The 21400-nt window shown below is 40.4% G+C and carries 23 protein-coding genes and 1 pseudogene; 12 read left to right on the top strand and 12 right to left on the bottom strand.

The window, feature by feature from the left end; all coding sequences use genetic code 11:
* The first annotated feature begins 2 nt into the window (after positions 1 to 2).
* From cydB to AC07E5_RS04885, 3 genes are read left to right on the top strand one after another with little or no spacing between them, the layout of a single operon-like run.
* Positions 3 to 1148: a cytochrome d ubiquinol oxidase subunit II gene (gene cydB / locus AC07E5_RS04875; RefSeq protein WP_004973405.1), complete on the top strand. Its 1146-nt coding sequence runs from the start codon at positions 3 to 5 to the stop codon at positions 1146 to 1148.
* A gap of 24 nt (positions 1149 to 1172) precedes the next feature.
* Positions 1173 to 1274, top strand: a complete 102-nt coding sequence (cydX, locus tag AC07E5_RS04880; RefSeq protein WP_004860610.1) for a cytochrome bd-I oxidase subunit CydX — start codon at positions 1173 to 1175, stop codon at positions 1272 to 1274.
* 4 nt (positions 1275 to 1278) lie between these two features.
* Positions 1279 to 1578, top strand: coding sequence for a cyd operon YbgE family protein (locus AC07E5_RS04885; RefSeq protein ID WP_004973403.1), 300 nt, complete (start codon positions 1279 to 1281; stop codon positions 1576 to 1578).
* A 251-nt stretch (positions 1579 to 1829) separates the two neighbouring features.
* Here the strand turns inward: AC07E5_RS04885 and aroC are convergent, their stop codons facing one another.
* The 3 genes from aroC to AC07E5_RS04900 form a co-directional block, all read right to left on the bottom strand.
* The gene (gene aroC / locus AC07E5_RS04890) at positions 1830 to 2924 is read right to left on the bottom strand and encodes a chorismate synthase (protein ID WP_004973401.1); all 1095 of its coding nucleotides are present in this window, start codon (positions 2922 to 2924) and stop codon (positions 1830 to 1832) included.
* A gap of 13 nt (positions 2925 to 2937) precedes the next feature.
* Complete coding sequence (gene prmB, locus AC07E5_RS04895; protein ID WP_178318690.1) at positions 2938 to 3948, bottom strand: 50S ribosomal protein L3 N(5)-glutamine methyltransferase; 1011 nt, start codon at positions 3946 to 3948, stop codon at positions 2938 to 2940.
* Positions 3949 to 4054: 106 nt separating this feature from the next.
* Positions 4055 to 4435 carry a lysozyme inhibitor LprI family protein gene (locus AC07E5_RS04900; RefSeq protein WP_004973395.1) on the bottom strand — a complete coding sequence of 127 codons (381 nt, stop codon included), beginning with the start codon at positions 4433 to 4435 and terminating at the stop codon, positions 4055 to 4057.
* Between the two features lie 230 nt (positions 4436 to 4665).
* On the opposite strand from AC07E5_RS04900, the gene AC07E5_RS04905 reads away from it, so the two are divergent.
* The 4 genes from AC07E5_RS04905 (at position 4666) to AC07E5_RS04920 (ending at position 9319) form a co-directional block, all read left to right on the top strand.
* On the top strand, positions 4666 to 4971 hold the full coding sequence (locus tag AC07E5_RS04905; protein WP_154320717.1) for a hypothetical protein: 306 nt from the start codon (positions 4666 to 4668) through the stop codon (positions 4969 to 4971).
* Between the two features lie 143 nt (positions 4972 to 5114).
* Entirely contained in the window at positions 5115 to 6488 is a 1374-nt protein-coding gene (locus AC07E5_RS04910) for an ABC1 kinase family protein (protein ID WP_004973390.1), read from the top strand.
* Between the two features lie 269 nt (positions 6489 to 6757).
* Positions 6758 to 8068: an acyl-CoA dehydrogenase family protein gene (locus tag AC07E5_RS04915; RefSeq protein WP_498624801.1), complete on the top strand. Its 1311-nt coding sequence runs from the start codon at positions 6758 to 6760 to the stop codon at positions 8066 to 8068.
* A 51-nt stretch (positions 8069 to 8119) separates the two neighbouring features.
* Positions 8120 to 9319, top strand: a complete 1200-nt coding sequence (locus tag AC07E5_RS04920; RefSeq protein ID WP_498624802.1) for an acyl-CoA dehydrogenase family protein — start codon at positions 8120 to 8122, stop codon at positions 9317 to 9319.
* Positions 9320 to 9408: 89 nt separating this feature from the next.
* Here AC07E5_RS04920 and AC07E5_RS04925 read toward each other — a convergent pair whose 3' ends face one another.
* The 3 genes from AC07E5_RS04925 to AC07E5_RS04935 all read right to left on the bottom strand — a co-directional run bounded on the left by AC07E5_RS04925 (position 9409) and on the right by AC07E5_RS04935 (position 11374).
* The gene (locus tag AC07E5_RS04925; RefSeq protein ID WP_004973384.1) at positions 9409 to 9744 is read right to left on the bottom strand and encodes a type II toxin-antitoxin system PemK/MazF family toxin; all 336 of its coding nucleotides are present in this window, start codon (positions 9742 to 9744) and stop codon (positions 9409 to 9411) included.
* Positions 9744 to 9992 (bottom strand): AbrB/MazE/SpoVT family DNA-binding domain-containing protein, encoded by a 249-nt coding sequence (locus AC07E5_RS04930; protein WP_498624804.1) that lies wholly within the window; start codon positions 9990 to 9992, stop codon positions 9744 to 9746. The genes AC07E5_RS04925 and AC07E5_RS04930 overlap by 1 nt, the downstream gene beginning before the upstream one ends.
* Positions 9993 to 10168: 176 nt before the next feature.
* Positions 10169 to 11374, bottom strand: coding sequence for an alkane 1-monooxygenase (locus AC07E5_RS04935; protein ID WP_096900854.1), 1206 nt, complete (start codon positions 11372 to 11374; stop codon positions 10169 to 10171).
* A gap of 166 nt (positions 11375 to 11540) precedes the next feature.
* On the opposite strand from AC07E5_RS04935, the pseudogene AC07E5_RS04940 reads away from it, so the two are divergent.
* A pseudogene (locus AC07E5_RS04940) lies at positions 11541 to 12413 on the top strand (AraC family transcriptional regulator); the annotation flags it as partial.
* Between the two features lie 86 nt (positions 12414 to 12499).
* Here AC07E5_RS04940 and lpxB read toward each other — a convergent pair.
* Positions 12500 to 13675 (bottom strand): lipid-A-disaccharide synthase, encoded by a 1176-nt coding sequence (gene lpxB / locus AC07E5_RS04945; protein WP_498624806.1) that lies wholly within the window; start codon positions 13673 to 13675, stop codon positions 12500 to 12502.
* A gap of 226 nt (positions 13676 to 13901) precedes the next feature.
* Here lpxB and AC07E5_RS04950 point away from each other — a divergent pair, with 226 nt between their 5' ends.
* From AC07E5_RS04950 to AC07E5_RS04960, 3 genes are all read left to right on the top strand, one after another.
* Complete coding sequence (locus AC07E5_RS04950; RefSeq protein ID WP_104852074.1) at positions 13902 to 14789, top strand: sulfite exporter TauE/SafE family protein; 888 nt, start codon at positions 13902 to 13904, stop codon at positions 14787 to 14789.
* A 170-nt stretch (positions 14790 to 14959) separates the two neighbouring features.
* Positions 14960 to 16051, top strand: a complete 1092-nt coding sequence (locus tag AC07E5_RS04955) for a 3-deoxy-7-phosphoheptulonate synthase (protein WP_042068745.1) — start codon at positions 14960 to 14962, stop codon at positions 16049 to 16051.
* Positions 16052 to 16112: 61 nt separating this feature from the next.
* Positions 16113 to 16634 carry a protein tyrosine phosphatase family protein gene (locus AC07E5_RS04960; protein WP_004973370.1) on the top strand — a complete coding sequence of 174 codons (522 nt, stop codon included), beginning with the start codon at positions 16113 to 16115 and terminating at the stop codon, positions 16632 to 16634.
* Between the two features lie 34 nt (positions 16635 to 16668).
* Here AC07E5_RS04960 and ispF read toward each other — a convergent pair whose 3' ends face one another.
* A complete protein-coding gene (gene ispF, locus AC07E5_RS04965; protein WP_004973369.1) occupies positions 16669 to 17157 on the bottom strand; it encodes a 2-C-methyl-D-erythritol 2,4-cyclodiphosphate synthase in 489 nt (162 codons plus the stop codon).
* A 98-nt stretch (positions 17158 to 17255) separates the two neighbouring features.
* Here ispF and AC07E5_RS04970 point away from each other — a divergent pair, with 98 nt between their 5' ends.
* A complete protein-coding gene (locus tag AC07E5_RS04970; protein WP_004973366.1) occupies positions 17256 to 17906 on the top strand; it encodes an A1S_1983 family putative colistin resistance protein in 651 nt (216 codons plus the stop codon).
* Between the two features lie 28 nt (positions 17907 to 17934).
* Here the strand turns inward: AC07E5_RS04970 and AC07E5_RS04975 are convergent, their stop codons facing one another.
* The 4 genes from AC07E5_RS04975 to AC07E5_RS04990 form a co-directional block, all read right to left on the bottom strand.
* On the bottom strand, positions 17935 to 18843 hold the full coding sequence (locus tag AC07E5_RS04975; protein WP_104852077.1) for an AEC family transporter: 909 nt from the start codon (positions 18841 to 18843) through the stop codon (positions 17935 to 17937).
* 193 nt (positions 18844 to 19036) lie between these two features.
* Complete coding sequence (gene rodA, locus AC07E5_RS04980) at positions 19037 to 20173, bottom strand: rod shape-determining protein RodA (RefSeq protein WP_096900860.1); 1137 nt, start codon at positions 20171 to 20173, stop codon at positions 19037 to 19039.
* 127 nt (positions 20174 to 20300) lie between these two features.
* Entirely contained in the window at positions 20301 to 21032 is a 732-nt protein-coding gene (gene ispD / locus AC07E5_RS04985; protein ID WP_004973351.1) for a 2-C-methyl-D-erythritol 4-phosphate cytidylyltransferase, read from the bottom strand.
* Positions 20989 to 21393, bottom strand: a complete 405-nt coding sequence (locus AC07E5_RS04990; protein WP_004973349.1) for a septum formation initiator family protein — start codon at positions 21391 to 21393, stop codon at positions 20989 to 20991. Before AC07E5_RS04990 ends, ispD begins: the two co-directional genes overlap by 44 nt.
* Positions 21394 to 21400 lie beyond the last annotated feature (7 nt).

Below are 21400 nucleotides of genomic sequence, written 5' to 3' on the forward strand. Positions count from 1 at the left end.
GCATGATCGAATATGAATTACTCAAAATCATTTGGTGGGTGTTAGTGGGTGTATTACTCATTGGCTTTGCCCTCACCGATGGCTTCGACATGGGCTCAATGGCGATCATGCCATTTGTAGGTAAAAATGACGAAGAACGCCGTGCTGCAATCAACACGATTGCACCGCACTGGGATGGTAACCAGGTTTGGTTCATTACAGCGGGTGGCGCGTTATTTGCTGCTTGGCCAATGGTATATGCAACAGCATTCTCAGGCATGTATTGGGCACTGCTCTTAGTTCTGTTTGCCCTATTCCTGCGCCCAGTTGGTTTTGACTACCGTTCAAAACTTGAAAACACCAAATGGCGTACATCTTGGGACTGGGGTTTGGCTGTAGGTGGTGCAGTTCCTGCATTAGTATTCGGTGTTGCGTTTGGTAATATGTTCCTTGGCGTACCATTTACCCTAGACGAAACTGTACGTTCAACATATACAGGCAGCTTCTTTGCATTATTAAACCCATTTGCTTTAGTTTGTGGTTTAGTCAGCTTGTCTATGCTTTGTGCGCATGGTGGTGCATGGTTAATGCTGCGTACCGATGGTGACTTACGTGCACGCTCTGCAAAAGCAACGCAAATCATGGGTATTGTGTTCCTTGTGTGTTTCTTAGGTGCAGGCGCATGGTTATACTTCGGTGGTATCGAAGGTTATACCCTAGTCACTCCATACGACACGAATGGCGTAGCAAACCCATTGGCTAAAGAAGTTTTAACCAATGCAAACCCAGGCTGGATGAATAACTACTCAGCGTACCCTATTACCATGATTGCACCAATTATGGGCATCTTGGGCGGTATTTTGATTATTCTTGCAGCAGGTAAAAACAAAGCTGGTTTAAGTTTCACAGGTTCATCTTTAGCGGTGATCGGTGCGATTTTAACTGCAGGTTTTGCATTGTTCCCATTCTTAATGCCATCAAGCCTCAACCCAGTTGCAAGCTTGACCATGTGGGATGCGGTATCAAGTAAAAACACATTAACTGTAATGACTGTTGCAGCATGTATCTTCGTACCAATTATTTTGCTATACACCACTTGGTGTTACTACAAAATGTGGGGCGTTATCACCAACAAGCACATTAAAGAGAATTCACACAGCCTTTACTAAGGCTGTGTCTAAGGAGAATAAATTATGTGGTACTTTGCATGGATTCTCGGTATTCTGATGGCATGCTTTGCAGGTGTCTTGAGTGCCCTGTATATTGAATCTCATCAAGACCTTGACGAGGAATAATTAGATGACAGACACTGCAGTGAACGCTGAAACAACAGTTCAAAAACCGAACAAGATTGCGATGGTTATTTCATGTTTATTGGCATTCCCACTCGCAGCCGTTCTGCTTCTTCATCCAGCAGCAATGCTGGATGCCAACGGTGAATATAGCCACCGTGCCATGATGTTTATTATGATTGGTATTTCAGGTGGCTTTGTACACGGTGTTGGTTTTATTCCACGCTTCTGGTTTTGGAAATGGTTATTTAGCCCATTTGTGGCTTGGCCATTGATGATTTGGGGTTATTACACTTGGTTCCTTTAATGAAGTGTAAATAAGTTCCTTAAAAAGAGCGCGATATGCGCTCTTTTTTATTGGCCTAATTTTAGGAGCCGCAGATCATTCCTTGCATCTTCATTATAAAAAACAGCGTACAAAATTTTAAAACGCACAATCTAAAAGATGAACTAATCTCAAAATTCAGGTATTAAAAAGCCAAACGCTGTGGTTTGGCTTCTTTCTCAACAATATTTTTATAACTATCGATGACAATACGTCTTGCTTAAAGCATATTGTTATTTTGGCTCAATGGGTGCAAACGGTGCAACCACATCGGCATTTTGCGCACGATGACGCATGAAATGATCCATCAATACAATCGCAAGCATAGCTTCTGCAATTGGCGTTGCACGCACACCTACGCAAGGATCATGGCGTCCTTTGGTCAGTACGTCTGTATCTTCACGGTTTAAATTAATGGTTTTGCCTGGCGTGGTAATACTGGCTGTTGGTTTTAAAGCAATCGCAACACGAATATCTTGACCACTAGAAATACCGCCTAAAATACCGCCTGCATGGTTCGCCAAAAAGCCGTCAGTGGTCAGTTCGTCACGGGTTTCATGCCCAAACTGCGCTGCCACTGCAAAACCATCTCCAATTTCAACGCCTTTCACAGCATTGATAGACATCATGGCATGGGCAATATCGGCATCTAAACGATCAAAAACAGGTTCGCCCCAACCCACAGGAACTTTTTCAGCCACAATTTCCAGTTTTGCACCACAGCTTGTACCCTGTTCACGCAAAGACGTTACCAAAGCTTCAAAACGTGGTACAGCATCGGCATCGCCACAGAAAAATGGATTGTTTGGTACTTCGTTCCAATCTAGCTTTTCAGCTTTTTCTGTACCAATTTGAGTGACGTGACCACGAATCACAATTCCAAATTTTTCGAACAGGTATTTTTTTGCAATTGCACCTGCTGCAACGCGCATTGCTGTTTCACGTGCGCTTGAACGTCCACCACCACGATAATCGCGGAAACCATACTTTTGCGTATAGGTATAATCTGCATGCCCAGGGCGGAAAGTCTGTGCAATATTACCGTAGTCTTTCGATTTTTGGTCAGTATTACGAATCAGTAAACCAATTGAAGTTCCAGTGGTTTTACCTTCAAAAACACCTGAAATAATTTCAACTTCATCGGGTTCTTTGCGCTGTGTCGCGAACTTAGACGTACCCGGTTTACGGCGATCTAAATCTTTTTGTAAATCTTCTGCGGACAGTTCAATCCCCGGTGGCACGCCATCGACAATCGCCATCAGACCTACCCCATGAGATTCACCACAAGTCGTTACACGGAAAAGTTGCCCTATACTATTACCTGCCACGTCCAACGACTCCTTATGCTTGAACAGATTGAATAAATAAATCGCGATATTCACGGCATTGTGCTGCAGTCAATGCAAAAATACCTGAACCACCTTTTTGGAATTTTAACCAGTGCAAATCAACCGTGTTGAAATTCTGTTTCATCGCCCATTCAGAATTACCTACTTCAATCACAATCAGACCATCTTCAGTTAAGTAATCTGCCGCCTGCGCCAACATTTTACGGACTAAATCTAAGCCGTCTTGCCCTGCTGCCAATGCCAATTCTGGCTCATGATGGAATTCTTCAGGTAAATCTGCCATATCTTCCGCATCAACATACGGCGGGTTAGATACGATTAAATCATACTGATTTTCGGCTGGGATTTTGGCGAATAAATCAGACTCAAGCAACGCCACTTGGTATTGTTTGTTGTGATGTTCACAGTTAATTTGTGCGACTTCCAAAGCATCTTTTGAAATGTCAGTTGCATCGACTTCAGCATCTGGAAAAGCATAAGCCAAAGCAATCGCAATACAACCTGAACCCGTGCACATATCCAAAATACGTTGTGGGGTTTTAGGCGCAGCATTGGCTGGTAAATTGTTATCTGCTTCGCGCATTTGACCTTCTTCATCTAGGCAATATGGCGCAAAACGATTTTCAATTAGCTCGGCAATAGGTGAACGTGGAATTAGAACACGCTCATCTACATAAAATGGTTTTCCGAAGAAATACGCCAAGTTTAATAAGTAAGAAGTTGGTACTTTTTCATTGATACGGCGTTCGAGCAAGCTTAAAAATTCAGCTGCTTCGCTCGGCAATAATTTTGCATCTAAAATTTCAGCGTCTGCATTCCAGTCTAAAGACAAAGTTTGTAACACCAATGCAGAACTTTCTGCAAAATAATCTTCTGTACCTTGACCTAAATGTGCATCGTATTGACGTAGTGCTGTAACCCCAAAGCGAATAAAATCACGAATTGTTGATAGGTTTTCAGCAGCTTCCTGCAAATGTTCAGGGCTAATTGTCGGTCGATCCACTTAAGGCGCTCCAAGGTCAAATTTTAAAACGCCTTATGATACCTTGTTTTGCTCGGTTTTATAATGTTTAAGCAGTTTCCAAGTAATTTATTTACTATGGTTTTACTTATTTGATTCCCACAAACTGACCTTGATAATAATCAGCGCGCTCTGCTGTTTGCAGCAAAACACATTGTGCACGTTGTAATGCGGCAAAATCGCTTTGAGTCGATAAATAACAGCGTTGTTTTACACGGTTTTCCCAAAGTTGATGCTGTTGTTGAATATTACTGGCATTGCCTGCGCTGCGTTTTACATAGGCTTTATAGTGTTTTTTGAGTCGTTTGGTTTGTGCTTTTTGCTCAGTTTTAATACATTTTTGCGATTGGGAAATTTTGCCATAACTATTGTTCATACATTGCGTATAGCCTTGTGAAACGCCATTCGCCCAAACTTGAGCTGTACCCAAAGTCAGCATCCCCAATAGTGTAAATATCCAAACTTTCATATTTTCCCCTGAGCGCAGTCTGTTTTTAAAGCGCGGTAAATTTTCAATATTTTATAATTTTACAAAACCCAAATTGCTGCATTGATGCTACAAGATTCAGGTTAAAAAGCATATAGTCAATCCCCTGCTTTTTATGATTCAGTCTATGATAAATGCACAACAATCATTGAAAAATGTGACAATATCCCAATAATTGAATTACTCATTTTATAGATGAAACTTTCAGCCTTATGAGCTACAAACACAATAATTTGATGGCCATGCGCCAAAGCTATTGGAACGACAACCACTCCGAAGCAGTCTTGATTGAAAAACAATTTTTTCAGCAAATTTTGATTGAAAACGGCATTTTTGAAAATTCGTCATTAGATGATGCCAAATATCTATTTTTTAGTTTGCCCAGCGTGATTATTGTTAAGGGATATGCGCATGGTTTTTTACACGATTCTGTAAAATTGATGATTCTCAAATTTATCCAAGACAACAAAGCGCAATTGATGAAAAAAGCCGAAACCAAAGTGCAATATCGGATGTAAAAGTACTTTTAAGCCGTTTTTCATACTTTTTTCACGAGGAAACTCGTCGTTCAGCAAGTTGAACTTTTTTAATACGTTAAGACGCGCTAATATCCGTTACAATCTAATTTTCCTGCGTATTGCTGATTTAAGGATTGATTTTAATGTCAGATCAGAACGATAAGCTTAAACAACTCAAGACTTCCTCTATGGATCGACGCTTATCCATCGCAAAGGCATCTTTACTTGCAGGAACACGATGGGCAGCCTCGAATGCCACCTCTATGTTTTCAAGCGAAGAAGAAAAAGAACGTAAACGAAAAAAAGCCATGAAAGAACAAGCCGATTACTTGGTGGCTGAAATTGGCAAACTCAAAGGCTCTATCGTGAAGATTGGGCAAATGATGGCGCTGTACGGCGAACATTTTTTACCTGAAGAAATTACGCAAGCACTCAACACGCTGAATAACCAGACTGTCGCATTGGCATGGCCTGCAATTAAACAGCAATTACAGGCACAGTTAGGTGCCAAACTTGATGATCTCACCATTGATCATGAGCCATTAGGTACAGCCTCTTTGGCTCAAGTTCACCGCGCGACCCGCAAGTCGGATGGTTTGGAGTTGGTATTAAAAATCCAATATCCAGGCGTAGCAGATGCGATTGACTCAGACATGAGCCTATTTAGAAATATGCTCAAATTGACACGCATGGTGCCGCAAACCCGTGAATTTGATCAGTGGTTTGATGAAGTGCGTGAAATGATGCATCGTGAAGTCAACTATCAAATTGAAGCGGAAACGACACGTCGTTTTGCTGCCCGTTTAAAAGATGATCCGCGCTACATTGTGCCGCAAATTGTGGATGAATACTGTAGCGACCAAGTGCTGTGTATGACCTTTGAACGTGGCGTACCGATTAACAGCCCTGTCATGCTCTCATTACCTCAAGAACGCCGTAACCAATTAGGCGAAGCCTCTTTAGAAATTGCTGTGCGTGAAGTATTTGAATGGGGCGAAATGCAGACTGACCCGAACTTTGGCAACTACTTAGTTCGCTTAGGTAATGGTGAAGATATTCACGATAAAATTGTACTGCTCGACTTTGGTGCTATTCGTCAATTTGATCAACACTTGCTGACTGTGGCGCGTAATTTGATCAAGGCGGGTTATTACCACGACCCACAAATGATGGTGAATGCCATGACGGGTTATGAGTTTTTTGACAGCATCCCTGAAAGCATTAAACCTGACATGGCAAAAGTGTTTCTATTGGCAACCGAAGCCTTTAGTCACTTAGACAATAACCGCGATTTACCTGCAGGCGTGATGGATGAACAATCGCGCTATGACTGGAAAAAAAGTCAGCTGCATAGCCGTGTCATGCAACAAGCATCTAAATCGATGGCTTCGCGTTACTTTAGTGTGCCGCCTAAAGAATTTATGTTTATTAGCCGTAAATTTATTGGTGCCTACACCTTTATGACCGTGATTGATGCGAAAACCAATGTCCGCAAAATGATTCAAAAGTTTATTTAAGTCCCAACTTTTATTTCTTTGATCAAAGCTGTTATATAGACCTAAATGATTGTTGCCCACTCGATGCAATTGTCATTTAGGTCAATTTATTTTAAAAGCGTAGATTTCTATAAAATTAATAATCTATAAAAATCCACAGATTAGTCCAGTTATAAGAAAATTTTTACCGTTTATCTTTGACAATTCTGCATGTCAGCAATGACATAGTTTTTTTATAGTCTGCATGTCAGCATAAAAAACAAGCATTCTCTGTGTAGGACAACACAATCATGAGTCAAATGATAAACAAAGCCCAAGGATTCGGCTTAGCGCTACTCACTAAAATGGCATCGAGTGATCTGCTCGATCAATTCAAATTACGCAAATGGGTTGAACAATCTCTATATCACTCAGCCAAAGCAGGTTTTAAAACCTTTGAAACCACTCAAAAAAATTTTAAAAGCACACAAAAATTACCGCAACAACGACTGACACGTCAATCCAAAGATTTATTTGATTTGTCATTGAGTGAAGAACAGCAAATGCTGGTCGATGCCATGCAGCAATTTGCTACAGAAGTGATCTATCCATTGGCACATCAGGCAGATCATGATGCGAAATTCCCACAAGTATTATGGCAATACAGCACAGATTTAGGTTTGAACACCTATGCTCTGCCCGAAGCTTTAGGCGGTGTTGCCACTGAACAAAATATTGTCAGCCATATTTTAATTGCCGAACAATTGGCACGTGGTGACTTTGGCTTAACCGCAGGATTACTTTCCACATTTGGCGTAATGAATGCCATAACTCGCTGGGATTCAGAACAGGTTCAAAATCAGTATTTATCTGCGTTTTCCGAAACAGACGCGAACCATCCAACGCCACTTCAAGCCACTTTTGCGATTCAGGAAAATACTGCTGCGTTTAATCCGTATCAGCTAAAAACCAAAGCGACTTTGCAAAATGGACAGTACCTAATTACAGGTGAAAAAACGCTGGTGATTTTGGCCGAAACAGCAGATTTATTTTTGGTTAGTGCAGAGCTAAATGGTCAAGCCGATGTGTTCATTGTGCAACGTGATGCTTCTATTCAATTTAAAGCAGCGCCTGCAATGGGCTTAAAAGCCTGCGAAACGGCGACTTTAAAGTTTAATCAAACCCCTGCGGAGCGTTTAGGCACAGATGATTTCGATTACAGCGCATTTTTAGATTTAGGCAATCTCATGTGGTGCGCCATGGCAGTTGGTTGCTGTGAAGCAGTGAAAAGTTATTGTATTCGCTATGCCAATGAGCGCACTGCATTTGGCGAACCAATTTCACATCGTCAAAGTGTGGCTTTTATGATTGCAGATATGGCCATTGAAATTGAAGCCATGCGCATGCTGTTGCTGAATGCAGCGAGTCTTGCCGAATCGGGTAAAAACTTTCATCGAGAAGCATATTTAGCACGTCTGCTCTGTGCAGAAAAATCTATGCAAATTGCCACCAATGGCGTGCAAATTTTAGGTGGTCATGGCTTTACCAAAGAACATCCTGTAGAGCGTTGGTATCGTGATTTACGTGCGACTGCAATTATGCATTCAGGCTTGCATGCTTAATCTCACACCATCAATAAACGATAGCCAGCTAGAAAAATAAGGAATACATCCATGAATTTACAAAATCCAAAAAAATTCAAAATGTTGGTCGATCAGGCACATGAAGTTGCTTTAAATGTATTACGTCCCATTTCAAGGAAATATGATAAAGCCGAACACGCCTACCCGAAAGAATTAGACATGCTTGCCGCCTTAGTTGATGGTATGAACCAAGCGGGCGATGGCATGAATGCAGGTGCAGCAGTCAACAAACATGGTGACACATCTACAGGTAACAAAAATGGCGTAAATATGTCTACCGCACTGAGTATTGTCGAAATGTGTTATGGCGATACAGGTTTATTACTCAGTATGCCACGCCAAGGTTTAGGTAATTCTGCGATTGCTGCGGTGGCCAATGAAGAACAATTACAACGCTTTAATGGTGTTTGGGCAGCCATGGCAATTACCGAACCCAACTGTGGTTCTGACTCTGCGGCTATTCGTACCACTGCCACCAAAGTAGACAATGAATATATTTTAAATGGTGAAAAGATTTTTGTGACCTCTGGTGACCGCGCCGATGCCGTTGTTGTGTGGGCAACCTTAGACAAAAAACTGGGACGTGCTGCGATCAAATCCTTTGTTGTGACTAAGGGCACACCTGGCATGACCGTGGAACGCTTAGAACATAAACTAGGGATTAAAGCCTCGGACACAGCAACAATTCGATTTGAAAATTGCCGTGTTCCTGCGAGCAACCTTTTAGGCAATGCAGAAATTGATGTTGCCAAAGGGTTTGCAGGTGTGATGGAAACCTTTGATAACACTCGCCCTTTGGTGGCAGCTATGGCCGTTGGTTGTGCCAAAGCCGCTTTAGAGCGGATTAAGGAAATTTTTAAAGACCAATTAGATGCAAATTATGCCACGCCCTATTTACAGTGTTCACATATCGCAGCACAGACTTATCGGATGGAAGCAGAATGGGAAGCCGCACGTTTATTGATGCTCAAAGCAGCATGGATGGCAGACAATAAACAGCCTAACTCACGCGAAGCTTCTATTTCCAAAGCCAAAGCTGGTCGCGTGTGTAATGAAATCACGCTCAGGTGTGTCGAGTTAGCTGCATCGGTGGGTTATAACGAAGATGAGTTATTGGAAAAATGGGCACGTGATTCGAAAATTTTAGATATTTTTGAAGGTACGCAACAGATTCAGCTATTGATTATTGCCCGTCGTGAATTAGGTAAAAGTTCGAGTGAGCTCAAGTGATTTTATGATTTAAGGCATATAGTAAAGTAAGATAAAAGACAGATTTTCATAGAAATATTGCTATAAATTTCTGTCTTTTTCTATATAAATTAATCTTCAGGTGAAAAAATTGCGATATATCTTGCTAAAACCTCATCCAAAACATCTGCGTGCGAGGATTCTAAAAACCGCGCGTGTCTAGCTTCAAAATCTAAAGCTCTAGGTTGATCACAACGCACAATACCTGTAGTTTTCCCACCAATAAGCTCTACAGCGAAACCCATATTTCGTGCAAAGTTTCCACCAGAAGTAATAGGCAAAACAATCGGCATTTTAGTAATAAGATTAAATGACTTAGGTGAAATAACAAATACAGGTCGCTTACCTTGTTGTTCATGTCCAAGTGTTGGATCTAATGAAATCAAATAAATATCGCCTTGATTCATTAGATTTCTTCTCGCCCAACTGCTTTTACATCATGCCACGCATCTTGCTCTAATGCTAAAGCTTGATGCTCTTGCAGCAAGTCAGCCAATTTATAAGATAGCTTCGCTTTAGGTTCGACCACTAACTTACCATTCACAATGCTCAGAGAAACTTCCTTTCCCGCATCTAAACCTAAACTTTTTAATAATGTAGGCGGTACGGCAAGCATGACCGAACCACCTACTTTTCTCAAGTTTGTATGAATCATACCCACCTCAATATTATATAAATATATAACTTTATTATGCGCCAAAATGAGATGAAGTCAATTCATAGTAAGATGAGTGAAAATAGACATCTGGTATACATCTCAATCTTTCCTTTGAAAGATATATACAAAAGAAATATCAAAATGAATATTAAAAAATAATTTTAATAATTCAATCAATTATCCACCACACCAAATTTCTTAAAAATTCGTGCACGGCGTTTAGGCTGAATATTGGCTTTGTTTAAATTGCCTTGATAATGTTCAAATACACGTTTATCCATAATTTTAAACCACAAAGGTGGAATCATGGCAGGCAGCAACATGCTGGCATAACCGCTTGGTAATTCAGGCGCTTCATCAAAATGTCGCAAAGCCTGAAATGGTCGGGTTGGATAAGCATGATGATCGGAATGACGTTGTAATTGATACAAAAACAAATTGGTCACAATATTGTTATTATTCCAGCTGTGTTCAGGCATAGTGCGCTCATATTTGCCATGCGCATCTTTTTGTCTAAGCAAGCCATAATGTTCTATATAATTAATTATTTCAAACAGGCTAATGCCATAAAAAGCCTGTGTCGCCAAATACGGAATGATCCCAGTACCAAAACGCGCCAACAATGCAGCATGAAATGCCGCACTCATGCCCCAGCCTTGTAATAATTCATTGTCTTTCGACCAAAAACTTTTGCCTTTACGTTTTAAACGCTGAGTTTCAATTTGCAGTGCAGACTTAAACGAACCTTTTACCGTGCGGGGCCAAAACTCATAAAATGTTTCTCCCATACGTGAAGATGCAGGGTCTTCAGGTGTCGCAGCACGTTTATGATGCCCATACGGATGCTCAACCCGAAAATGGTTATATCCTGTTGGTGCTAAAGCCAAATGTGACAGTAAGTGATCTATTTTTGAAGATTTATGGCTGAGTTCATGCGCAGTATTGACAGCAATACCATTCACCATCCCCATGGAAATACCCAGAAAAATTTTATCGACTAACGAGGTTTGTGGCCGTCCAACCAAATAAGCTGCATAAATATTGGCGGCATATTGCAAAGGAATAAAACTTTTCACCAAACGCGAATAATACCGATCTTCCTCAAGTCGTTTCACATCTTCATTGCTTGGGTTATTGGCATCTTGACCAATTAAAGTATCAATTGTTGGAATAATCACATGCAATAATAAAGGGCCACCTAGAGCAAAAACTTTTTTCACAGGCTTCGGAGCGAATTGATAACCCGCCAAAATCCCCATCCCCAATACAGGTAAAAATGGGCTGATCAACCATAAATAACGCTTTTTATCGAGTTGAGCCGCGCTTTTATAAGGAACATCCTGTTCCATCTCTTTAAGCAAATGAAGTGGTGCGTTCATCTTATTTTCTTCCTTCTACGCTGTTCTACCTATATATTTGAGGAAAGACACGAGAATGAACAGTTGCAGACGTCCAAAAAAGCTATGCAAAAGTCTTTGGCGCAAAAATGCGCTATATTGTCCTGAAATCACAGGTTTATTTTTTATAATGATTTATGCTTAAAATATGGATGCTTTAAGTAAAATTTTTGATGATATACATCTGCACCAATCAGAATATATCTATTTAAATCCTCAAGGAGATTGGTCATTTCAATATCGTGACCAAGGGGCAATGCTGGCTTATGTAGTACTACAAGGCTCGCTGCATATCCATTTATCTGCACAGACACACCTTCACATTGATGCAGGTGATATTGTCCTGATTCCATCGGGTTGCAGTCATTACGCAAGTGCAACTGCAGACACTCACTGGACAGAACACTTTGATATTTCGGATTTATTTCAAATTCAGTCACAGCAGTCAATAAATTTTGGCACGATAAATCACACACAAGCTGAAGACGCATTTATTTTGGTGATTCAATGCCACATGGACACCACCATGGCAAAACCGCTTTTAAGTGCCCTACCCGAATATCTGCATATTCCGCATATCATGTGCAGCACAGCGCCCGAGTGGTTACAAATTGGCTTGCAATTTTTAGCGGTGGAAAGTCATCAAATCCGACCGGGACGGGATAAAATATTAGATCACTTGGTCAGTATTTTACTGATTGAATGTGTGCGTGATTATATTTTTCAGCTTGATGACTCAAATAACTGGCTCGGCGCTTTGGCACATCCTGAACTTTCCAATGCGCTCGCAGCTATTCATGGTCAACCCGAAAAAGCATGGACGGTAGAAAGTTTGGCAGAACAATGTTGCATGTCACGTTCTAAATTTGCCAATTTGTTTAATCAGGTGATTGGTGAGCCGCCTTTGGCATACTTACAACAACATCGGCTACGCTTGGCATCGCATTATTTACAGCAAGGACAATTGTCGATTCAACAAATTGCCCATCGTGTCGGTTATTCTTCCGAAACCGCCTTTAGCTAAACTTTTAAAAAGCAATTCGAGCTAACACCTAGCCAGTATCGGCAGCAGTTTCAAAACAACAATGCAATCACGAAATGAACAGTTTAACGATCTAAAATCGCCAAAATTGCTTGTGCAGGGTCTTCGCTGTTATCGGACAATAATTGCTTATGCATAGTGATATGTTGCATCACTTGAATTTGTGCAGTTTCGATATAAATTAACTTTTCAATTTCTGCTGCCAAACGCTCTGGTGTTGCATCATCCTGAATTAATTCCTGAATCACCTTTTTACCTGCAATAATATTTGGCAATGAATAATAAGGAATTTTCACCAACAGTTTCGCAATCCAGTACGTAATGCGATTGAGCTTATAAAACGTAACCATTGGACGATGTAATAGCATCGCTTCTAACGTCGCCGTGCCTGAAGCCAGTGCAATCATATCGGACGCATTCATTACCTGACGACCAATTTTGGATTCTGTGCCACGATTTTCCATCAATTGCACTTTGTCTTGTAATGCACTCGGATAAGACTGCAGTAACGCTTCAATTTGTTGTTTACGTGCATCATTAATTGCAGGAATTAGAAACTTAAACTGCGGATATTTTTGCGTCAAAATATAAGCCGCATCTAAAACTAACGGCCCTAAACGCTCAATTTCACCACGTCGACTACCGGGTAATAACGCAATATATTGTTGCTGTTGGTCTAAACCCAATTCTTGTTTTGCTGCAGCAATTGGATTTTCCAACGGCAACTGACTCGCCAAAGGATGTCCGACAAAGGCTGCAGGCACATCCCATTTTTTAAAAAAGGCTTTTTCAAACGGAAATAAACACAGTACCAAATCTATACTGGCTTTAATGCCATGTACCCGACCTTGTCGCCATGCCCATACCGAAGGACTGACATATTGCACGGTTTTAATCGGCAAGTTTTTCTGTTTTAAACTTTTGGCAAGACGTAAATTAAAATCGGGTGCATCAACCCCAACAAAGACATCAACAGGATGTTGGCTCCACTTTTCGACCAAACCATCCCGTACTGCAAAGAGTTTTTTCAAATCTTTCAGCACTTCAACAATGCCCATTACCGATAAAATATCCATCGGATAATAACTTTTAAACCCTTCCGCAATCATTTGCGGACCACCAATGCCTTCAAACTCAGCATCAATGCCTTGCTCACGAAAACGTCGCATGAGTTGTGCCCCCAAAGTATCACCCGATACTTCTCCCACAACGATACCTATTTTAAGTTTCCGATTTTGCAAGCGTTTTGTCCTCTAAATTTTAATGGATATGAATTTTCGCATTTTAGCATAGCCACTGTATTTTGTAAGAAACAGAAAGTAAGCCGTGGCTTGAATCTGCGATCTTTTGCACTGATTTTCCACATTGACTATATCTGTTTTAAGAATAAGTAAATCATTAATCAAGACAACAGCTTATTGCTAAAAGTCATAATATATTCACGATTTTCGACTTCGGCATATCTTCATGGTTGGTCCTTTAGAGTTTATTTTGGCAGGTGTATTGGTCGGCTTCTGCGTGGGTGTGACTGGCGTAGGTGGCGGTTCACTGATGACTCCCATTCTGATCAGCTTGTTTAAAATTGAACCGCATATCGCAATTGGAACAGACCTACTTTATGCCGCCATTTCAAAATTCTGCGGCTCATTGGTTCATGCCAAAAAAATGAATATTGTATGGCCCATTGTCATTTGGCTTGCGGTGGGCAGTATCCCTGCTTCATTTGCGACCCACTGGGTTTTAGAGAATTATTTAAGCCAATCTACCCATTACAAAATGGTACTGACCGTGGTACTGGGCTTTATGTTGACCTTAACTGGCATCTCAATTGTGTTTCGCAGTCAAATTGAAACGTTTTTTAATAAATACCGTAAACAAGAATTGCCCGATATGACCCAAGACCTTGAAAAGGTCAAACTACAGGCTGCAGATAAGCGTGCCCTCATTGTAATTATGGGAGTTGTACTGGGTGTATTTGTCACACTTTCTTCAGTGGGTGCAGGTGCTTTTGGCATCATGGCATTGGTGCTGATGTTCCCGAATCTACCGATGATTCGTATTATCGGTTCAGATGTCGTGCATGCCGTCTTACTTACCCTAGTTGCAGGCTTAGGTCACATGAGTTCAGGCAATGTCGACTTTCACCTATTGGTTTGGTTGTTGGTTGGCTCGATTCCTGCAATTGTGGTGGGAACTTTAGTCAGTTCACGTTTACCTGAAAAAGTGATTCGTAAAGTTTTAGGTATTACCTTATTTATTATCGGGATTAACTTTATGGTCAATCCTGTGAAATCAAAACCTATCAGCACACCAGAAACTGCAACAGCAGTTTCTGAGGCACAAGCCAGCCAATAATGAATGCTTTATCTGACAGGATTTTGCTAAAACAGACCGTTTAATTTATCTACCCGATTCATCACTTATTTTTTAAAGAAGTATTCATCTTTTTATAACAAAATACAGTGAAATTCATGTTATATTCAGACTATTAAACAATCTTTTGTATGATCAAACCAGTGACGGCAATGAATACTTTACAGTCTAATCCTCTTACACAATCAGACATCGATGACGTGAATATTGAAAGTATTCAGCCACTCGTGACTCCTGCAGAATTAAAAACTGAGTTACCTTTGACTGAAAATGCTTATCAAACCGTTCTTCGTGGTCGTGAAACAATCCGCAATATTTTAGATGGTAAAGACAAGCGTCTATTTGTGGTGATTGGTCCATGTTCTATTCATGACCCTGCTGCTGCACATGAATATGCAGATCGTTTAAAAGTATTAAGCGAAAAAGTAAAAGATTCTCTTTATATTGTGATGCGTGTTTATTTTGAAAAACCACGTACTACAGTGGGCTGGAAAGGCTTAATTAACGATCCAGACATGAATGACTCTTTTAACATTGAAAAAGGCTTGCGTCTTGGTCGTAAACTTTTACTTGAGTTAAATGAAAAAGGTTTGCCATGTGCGACTGAAGCACTTGATCCAAACTCTCCGCAGTATTATCAAGATTTAATTTCTTGGTCTGCAATTGGTGCACGCACTACAGAAAGCCAAACGCACCGCGAAATGTCATCTGGTCTTTCTTCTCCAGTCGGCTTTAAAAATGGTACAGATGGCGGCTTAACAGTTGCTACCAATGCCATGCAATCGGTAAAACACGGTCACAGCTTCTTAGGTCTTAATGATCAAGGTCAGGTTTCAGTAATTCGTACTAGCGGTAACCCGTATGCACACGTGGTTTTACGTGGTGGTAATGGCAAGCCTAACTACGATGCAGGCTCTGTTGCAGATGCTGAAAATGCATTAAACAAAGCCAAAGTCAGCACCAAAATCATGATTGACACCAGCCATGCTAACTCAAACAAAGACCCATTCTTACAGCCATTGGTATTAAAAAATATCACTGAGCAAATTTTAGATGGCAATAAGTCTATTGTTGGGATTATGGTCGAAAGTCACTTGAAAGGTGGTCGTCAAGATATTCCTGAAAACTTATGCGATTTAGAGTATGGTAAGTCTGTGACTGACGGTTGTATCGACTGGGATACCACTGAAAAAGCATTGCTTGAAATGCATGAAGCATTAAAAGACGTTTTAGTGAATCGTTAAGATTTAAAAACGCCATCTTCATGATGGCGTTTCTATTTGTAGCATAGGAAATTCTGCGCGCATGAATGACATTGAAACCCAACTTAGCCAAATTAAAAATTTCCAGTTCATTCATGAGCGTTTGTTTTCTTCAGGTCAGCCTACGGCTGAAGAATTAAAACAAATTAAAGAATATGGTATTGGCACTGTCATTAATTTGGCTGAAAGTGATGCGGAACACGCCCTTCCCCATGAAGACAAAATTTGTCTGGATGTTGGACTAAACTATATTCAACTGCCAATTTCATGGGAAACACCATCCTCTGATCAATGTTTATTATTGCTCGATTTGGTCAATCATTTATTAGAAAGCCAAATGGTGTGGGTACATTGCAGCAATAACAACCACGTCAGTAGTTTAATGTATTTGTATCGTCAATATTTTATGGATGTGGATATTGCAACGGCTCAAGACTTTTTACATGATATCTGGAAACCCAATGAAACTTGGACAGGCTTAATTCACGCCGTTTCTTTGCAATTACAAGGTCGTAAAGCCACGCAAGATTTACAACAAGCTTTAGAATCTGCTGAACTTTCTTAATTCAGCAGATTGTATAGATAAAATTCTAACGCGATTATTTTGTATGAGAAATCAATACAATCGCTGTTGCTAAAATACCTTCCTGACGCCCAGTAAAACCTAATTTTTCAGTGGTTGTCGCTTTGATACTGATTTGTGTGACCTCTACATCCAATACATCAGCGACACTTTGGCGCATTTCTAGCGTATGCGGTGCAAGTTTAGGACGTTCGCACGCCACAGTAATATCGGCGTTATTCAGTTTATAGCCACGGTCTAAAATGAGTTGATAAACCTGTTTAAGCAATACCCGACTATCTGCACCTTTATAATTTGGATCGGTATCTGGAAAATGCTGCCCAATATCCCCCAGCGCCAAAGCACCTAATAATGCATCGCATAGTGCATGCAGCACTACATCACCATCTGAGTGTGCTTTTAAACCTTGTGTATGAGGAATTTGAACACCTGCAAGCGTCACAAAATCTCCCGCTTCAAAGGCATGAACATCTAATCCTTGTCCAATACGAATCTGTGCAACCATGTTCAACTCCTGTAGAAATAAATCATTGAAATCTTGTATTCATACTTTCGATTTCGCTATATTAGACCTAGCGCAACATAGTGAAAGTATAAGCGATCATGCTGTTGAAATCTGAGATTCATCTTATCAAAAACTTAAGTACACTGCTGTTATTTGGCTGTTTATATTCATCTTTCTCTTATGCACAAGGGATTGATTGTAGATCTACACCCAATAAAAAGTTGGCGCAGGTGTGCACAGAAAATTTCTCAGAATTGCGTGAAAAATTAAGTGATCAACATTTAACAGCTTATTTGATGAGTGATGCGCCTATTCGCTTGTTAGAAGATACTCAGCAATTGTGGATCCAACGCTTACAGCAATGCAAAAGCTTAAATTGTTATACTCAGCAATTTGATTTTAGAATTGATCAACTGAATTTTTTCACTTCAATGAATCAAAGCATGACTCAACATTATTTAAAATATGAAAATGGTCAATTTGCTGCACAACCCGTACATTTACAAATTCATCAACTCAATAAAAACAGCATTAAAATTGAAGGTATTGCTTATCGCAATCCAAATAACCGCCTTGAAAGCCAAAGTATTGCCTTTTTAGCTTATACAACACCTGATCAAAAAAACAAAATCATCGACAATGAGCACGATTGCAGTTATGAGTTTAATTATTCTAAAGCAATCTTAAAAATTCAAACCAAACAAAAAGGTTGTGAACGCTTTGCGGGCATCTATCGTTTATACGATTAATGCTGAACAATAGATTGTATTAGACAGATTAAATGAGCAACCACAACACAATTGGCAAAGTTAATGCGGCGAATACGGTTTGCAAGCTAATAATTGAAGCCATTAAACGACTATCTCCCCCTAAAACTTGTGTAAGTACATAAGCTGCCGATGCAGTAGGTAAAGCAAAAAACAAGACTAAAATTTGCGACTCCAACACTGGAACATTTAAGCTCTGACAAATTAGCCAAGCCAAAGCAGGCATAAATAACAAACGCCCGAACACATTCAATGCCAATGCGAATACATCTCGTTGCAAGCCATTAAATTGTAATGCTGCGCCCACACACATTAATCCCAAAGGCAAACTGCATAACGCTATTTGACGAATAAAATGCGCTGCACCTTCCCACAAGCTCAAACCTGATAAATTAAATAGACCGCCAACAATACACCCTAAAATTAATGGATTTTTCATTAATGACCATAGGATTTGCTTTGCCTGTAAAGTCTTAGTATCGCTTAAAGCCAGCACAGATAAAACATTCACCAATGGAATGCAGAACACCAAAATAATCGCAAACAGCGCCATGCCCTGCACCTGAAACAATGCTGCGACCAAAGCCAAACCGATATACGTATTGAAACGTACCATGCTTTGCATATACACCCCAAAACGGACTGCGGGTGTTTTGAAATAGCCGCGAAAGGCATATAACAGACAACCAACCAAAGCCACAACAATCCCTACGACCGACAAAATCTGTGCAATTGATTTCGCTTCAATATTTGCTGTGGCGAGGTTTAAAAACAACATGCTGGGGAACAAAATATAGTAATTTAACTTTTCTGCACCCTTCCAAAATGGCTCATCCAGCATACGTGATTGCTTAAGCAGATAACCCATTGCAATTAAGGCAATCAAAGGAAAAAGTGCAATAAAAATTAAATGGGTCATAGGGTGCTCTGTATGTGTTACTGCTACGCTGTTCTTTTTGAATTATTGCTTAATAAACAAAGTAAATTTATTGGATATTATAGAGATTTTTTTGTGCTTATCCTGTTTTGCTTAGGCTATTTTAGAGCCACAAAATGTGAAAAAGATGATGATAGCAACTTGCACCCACATCACCTTTCACATGGATTCTGAATTAACGATGGGTATGAATAGACATCACAATCCCCATGCTCGCCAACATGGAAATGACTGCCGTTCCACCATAACTCATAAGTGGCAATGGATCACCCGTTACAGGTAAAATACCACTCACCATCCCTGAGTTTAGAAATACAAAGAAAAAGAAAGTAAGACCAACCGTGCCTGCATACAAACGCCCGAAATTATGGAAACAATTCATCCCAATCATCAAACAACGTAAAATAATCGCGGCAAACAAACTGAACAGTAAAAACACGCCAATAAAACCAAACTCTTCGGCATAGGTCGACATAATAAAGTCAGTATGATGTTCAGGCAGATAACCCAAATGCGATTGTGTTCCCTCTAAATAACCTTTACCTGTAAAACCGCCTGACCCAATGGCAATTTTGGATTGAATAATATTCCAGCCTGCCCCCAAGGCGTCCGACTCTGGGTCAAATAAGGTGAGTACCCTTTTCTTTTGGTATTCCTGCAAAAAGAACATCCAAAGCAACGGTGCTGCAACAGCCAATGCGGTGATTGCCCCCAATATTAATCGCCATGACATGCCACTTAAAAATAGCGCAAAGACACCGGGAATAATCAAACCAATGTTTAAATCGGGTTGCAATGCCACCAAGACAAAAGGAATCATCATAATCACTAAAGCGACAATGATATGGATCAATTTAGGCGGGAAAGCACGACGCGAAAAATACCACGCCATCATCAATGGCATGGCAAATTTCATAAATTCACTGGGTTGCATACTGCCAATACCCGGCAAGCTGATCCAGCGTTTTGCCCCCATACGGGTTTCACCAATGACCAAAACCAAAGCCAGCATGATGACTGCAAAGATATAAAAATATGGACTGGCAGCTTGATATACCTTAGGCGGAATTTGCGCCAAAATAATCATGGCGATAAAACCAATGCCAAAACTGGTTGCTTGACGCAGCACCATCCCCATATCTTGCGCGGTGGCACTATATACCACCATTAAACCCAGAATCGCATTTAAAATCAGAAAACACAGCAACCATGGATCTAAATGTAATTTAGTCCAGCGTGAGGAATCATTTTTAATGCTTCTACCATCACGTAATGAGTGACGTAAAAAACGATACTGCTGCGATGGATTCATGCGACTCAAAGGTATTTAAAATAGACAGGATGGACAATTATAGAAGCAAAGCGGCACAGAGTGAATCATTAAAGCTTAATCGTTGAAGATTCAAGTTTAACGCGGTGTTAATTACACTAGATTTTTATCATCCATGTTGTTGTGAGGCTAAAATTAAACGTGCCAGCTCTAAATCATCGGGATAGGTGATTTTAATATTATCCGAACGACCGTGCACAACATTTACAATTTGCCCTGCTGCTTCTAAAGCACTGGCCTCATCGGTAATCGTCAATTGCTGTTTTAATGCAGATTCAATGGCTGTTTTAAGCACATCAAGTTTAGCAATTTGCGGAGTTTGCGCTTGCCAAAGTTGGTCACGGCTTACCGTGGTTTCAATTTTTGTGCCTTGGCTTACCTTTTTTAAAGTATCACGCACTGGAATAGCCAAAATTGCACTTTGATCTGTTGCCAGTGCAGTCTGATACAACTGTTCAAGGCAAGCAGCTGTCACACAAGGACGCGCTGCATCATGCACCAAAACCCAGTCATCTGCATGGGCGATTTCAGATAAATAATGCAGTGCATTTAAGACTGAATCCACTCGCTCTGCACCACCTACGCAAAAATGTGCTTTTTCTTTTTGTGCCAAGTTTAGGTTTTGCGCTACATCATCTGCTTGACCAATCGCCAAAACATAACCCGCTAAAGGCAAGTGATTTAAACGTGCGATGCTGTGCGCTAAGACTGTTTGATCTTGAATATACTGATATTGTTTAAGTTCAGTTCTAGAAAAACGACTACCAGAACCCGCTGCGGGAATAACCGCCCAAAGTTTAGGGTGTCGGGGCGGTTGCTGCTGCAAGTTGTTGTGATTCATTGGTGCGTAAATCTACTGTGGAATTCGGTTGAATATAAATTGGTTTATATTGTGTGCTGATGGTGCTCATTTGCACAAAGGTTTCATGTGGCTTAATTAAGCCTAAATCTAAACGGGCATGCTCTTCAATGGCTTCTACCCCATTTTTTAAATCATAAACTTCTGCTGCAAGTACACGATTGCGCTCCTTCAGCTCTGTATTTAATTCTATTTGTTGTTGGATTTTTTCTGTCAGTGCAGCATGGTCACGATAACCACCTTCACCAAACCAGTGTAAATATTGAAACCCTGCGATCAAAAAGATCGCAAGGCCCAACAATGCTTTACTCGCTTTGGAGTCAAATACATTTAATAATGACATCTACTGA

Source organism: Acinetobacter seohaensis (assembly GCF_056431365.1).

What these genes read in the sequence shown, in the direction of transcription:
- cydB (WP_004973405.1), top strand. Translation starts at nt 3, where the DNA reads ATGATCGAATATGAATTACTCAAAATCATTTGGTGGGTGTTAGTGGGT.
- cydX (WP_004860610.1), top strand. Translation starts at nt 1,173, where the DNA reads ATGTGGTACTTTGCATGGATTCTCGGTATTCTGATGGCATGCTTTGCA.
- AC07E5_RS04885 (WP_004973403.1), top strand. Translation starts at nt 1,279, where the DNA reads ATGACAGACACTGCAGTGAACGCTGAAACAACAGTTCAAAAACCGAAC.
- AC07E5_RS04900 (WP_004973395.1), bottom strand. Translation starts at nt 4,435, where the DNA reads ATGAAAGTTTGGATATTTACACTATTGGGGATGCTGACTTTGGGTACA.
- AC07E5_RS04905 (WP_154320717.1), top strand. Translation starts at nt 4,666, where the DNA reads ATGAGCTACAAACACAATAATTTGATGGCCATGCGCCAAAGCTATTGG.
- AC07E5_RS04910 (WP_004973390.1), top strand. Translation starts at nt 5,115, where the DNA reads ATGTCAGATCAGAACGATAAGCTTAAACAACTCAAGACTTCCTCTATG.
- AC07E5_RS04915 (WP_498624801.1), top strand. Translation starts at nt 6,758, where the DNA reads ATGAGTCAAATGATAAACAAAGCCCAAGGATTCGGCTTAGCGCTACTC.
- AC07E5_RS04920 (WP_498624802.1), top strand. Translation starts at nt 8,120, where the DNA reads ATGAATTTACAAAATCCAAAAAAATTCAAAATGTTGGTCGATCAGGCA.
- AC07E5_RS04925 (WP_004973384.1), bottom strand. Translation starts at nt 9,744, where the DNA reads ATGAATCAAGGCGATATTTATTTGATTTCATTAGATCCAACACTTGGA.
- AC07E5_RS04930 (WP_498624804.1), bottom strand. Translation starts at nt 9,992, where the DNA reads ATGATTCATACAAACTTGAGAAAAGTAGGTGGTTCGGTCATGCTTGCC.
- AC07E5_RS04935 (WP_096900854.1), bottom strand. Translation starts at nt 11,374, where the DNA reads ATGAACGCACCACTTCATTTGCTTAAAGAGATGGAACAGGATGTTCCT.
- AC07E5_RS04950 (WP_104852074.1), top strand. Translation starts at nt 13,902, where the DNA reads ATGGTTGGTCCTTTAGAGTTTATTTTGGCAGGTGTATTGGTCGGCTTC.
- AC07E5_RS04955 (WP_042068745.1), top strand. Translation starts at nt 14,960, where the DNA reads ATGAATACTTTACAGTCTAATCCTCTTACACAATCAGACATCGATGAC.
- AC07E5_RS04960 (WP_004973370.1), top strand. Translation starts at nt 16,113, where the DNA reads ATGAATGACATTGAAACCCAACTTAGCCAAATTAAAAATTTCCAGTTC.
- ispF (WP_004973369.1), bottom strand. Translation starts at nt 17,157, where the DNA reads ATGGTTGCACAGATTCGTATTGGACAAGGATTAGATGTTCATGCCTTT.
- AC07E5_RS04970 (WP_004973366.1), top strand. Translation starts at nt 17,256, where the DNA reads ATGCTGTTGAAATCTGAGATTCATCTTATCAAAAACTTAAGTACACTG.
- AC07E5_RS04975 (WP_104852077.1), bottom strand. Translation starts at nt 18,843, where the DNA reads ATGACCCATTTAATTTTTATTGCACTTTTTCCTTTGATTGCCTTAATT.
- rodA (WP_096900860.1), bottom strand. Translation starts at nt 20,173, where the DNA reads ATGAATCCATCGCAGCAGTATCGTTTTTTACGTCACTCATTACGTGAT.
- ispD (WP_004973351.1), bottom strand. Translation starts at nt 21,032, where the DNA reads ATGAATCACAACAACTTGCAGCAGCAACCGCCCCGACACCCTAAACTT.
- AC07E5_RS04990 (WP_004973349.1), bottom strand. Translation starts at nt 21,393, where the DNA reads ATGTCATTATTAAATGTATTTGACTCCAAAGCGAGTAAAGCATTGTTG.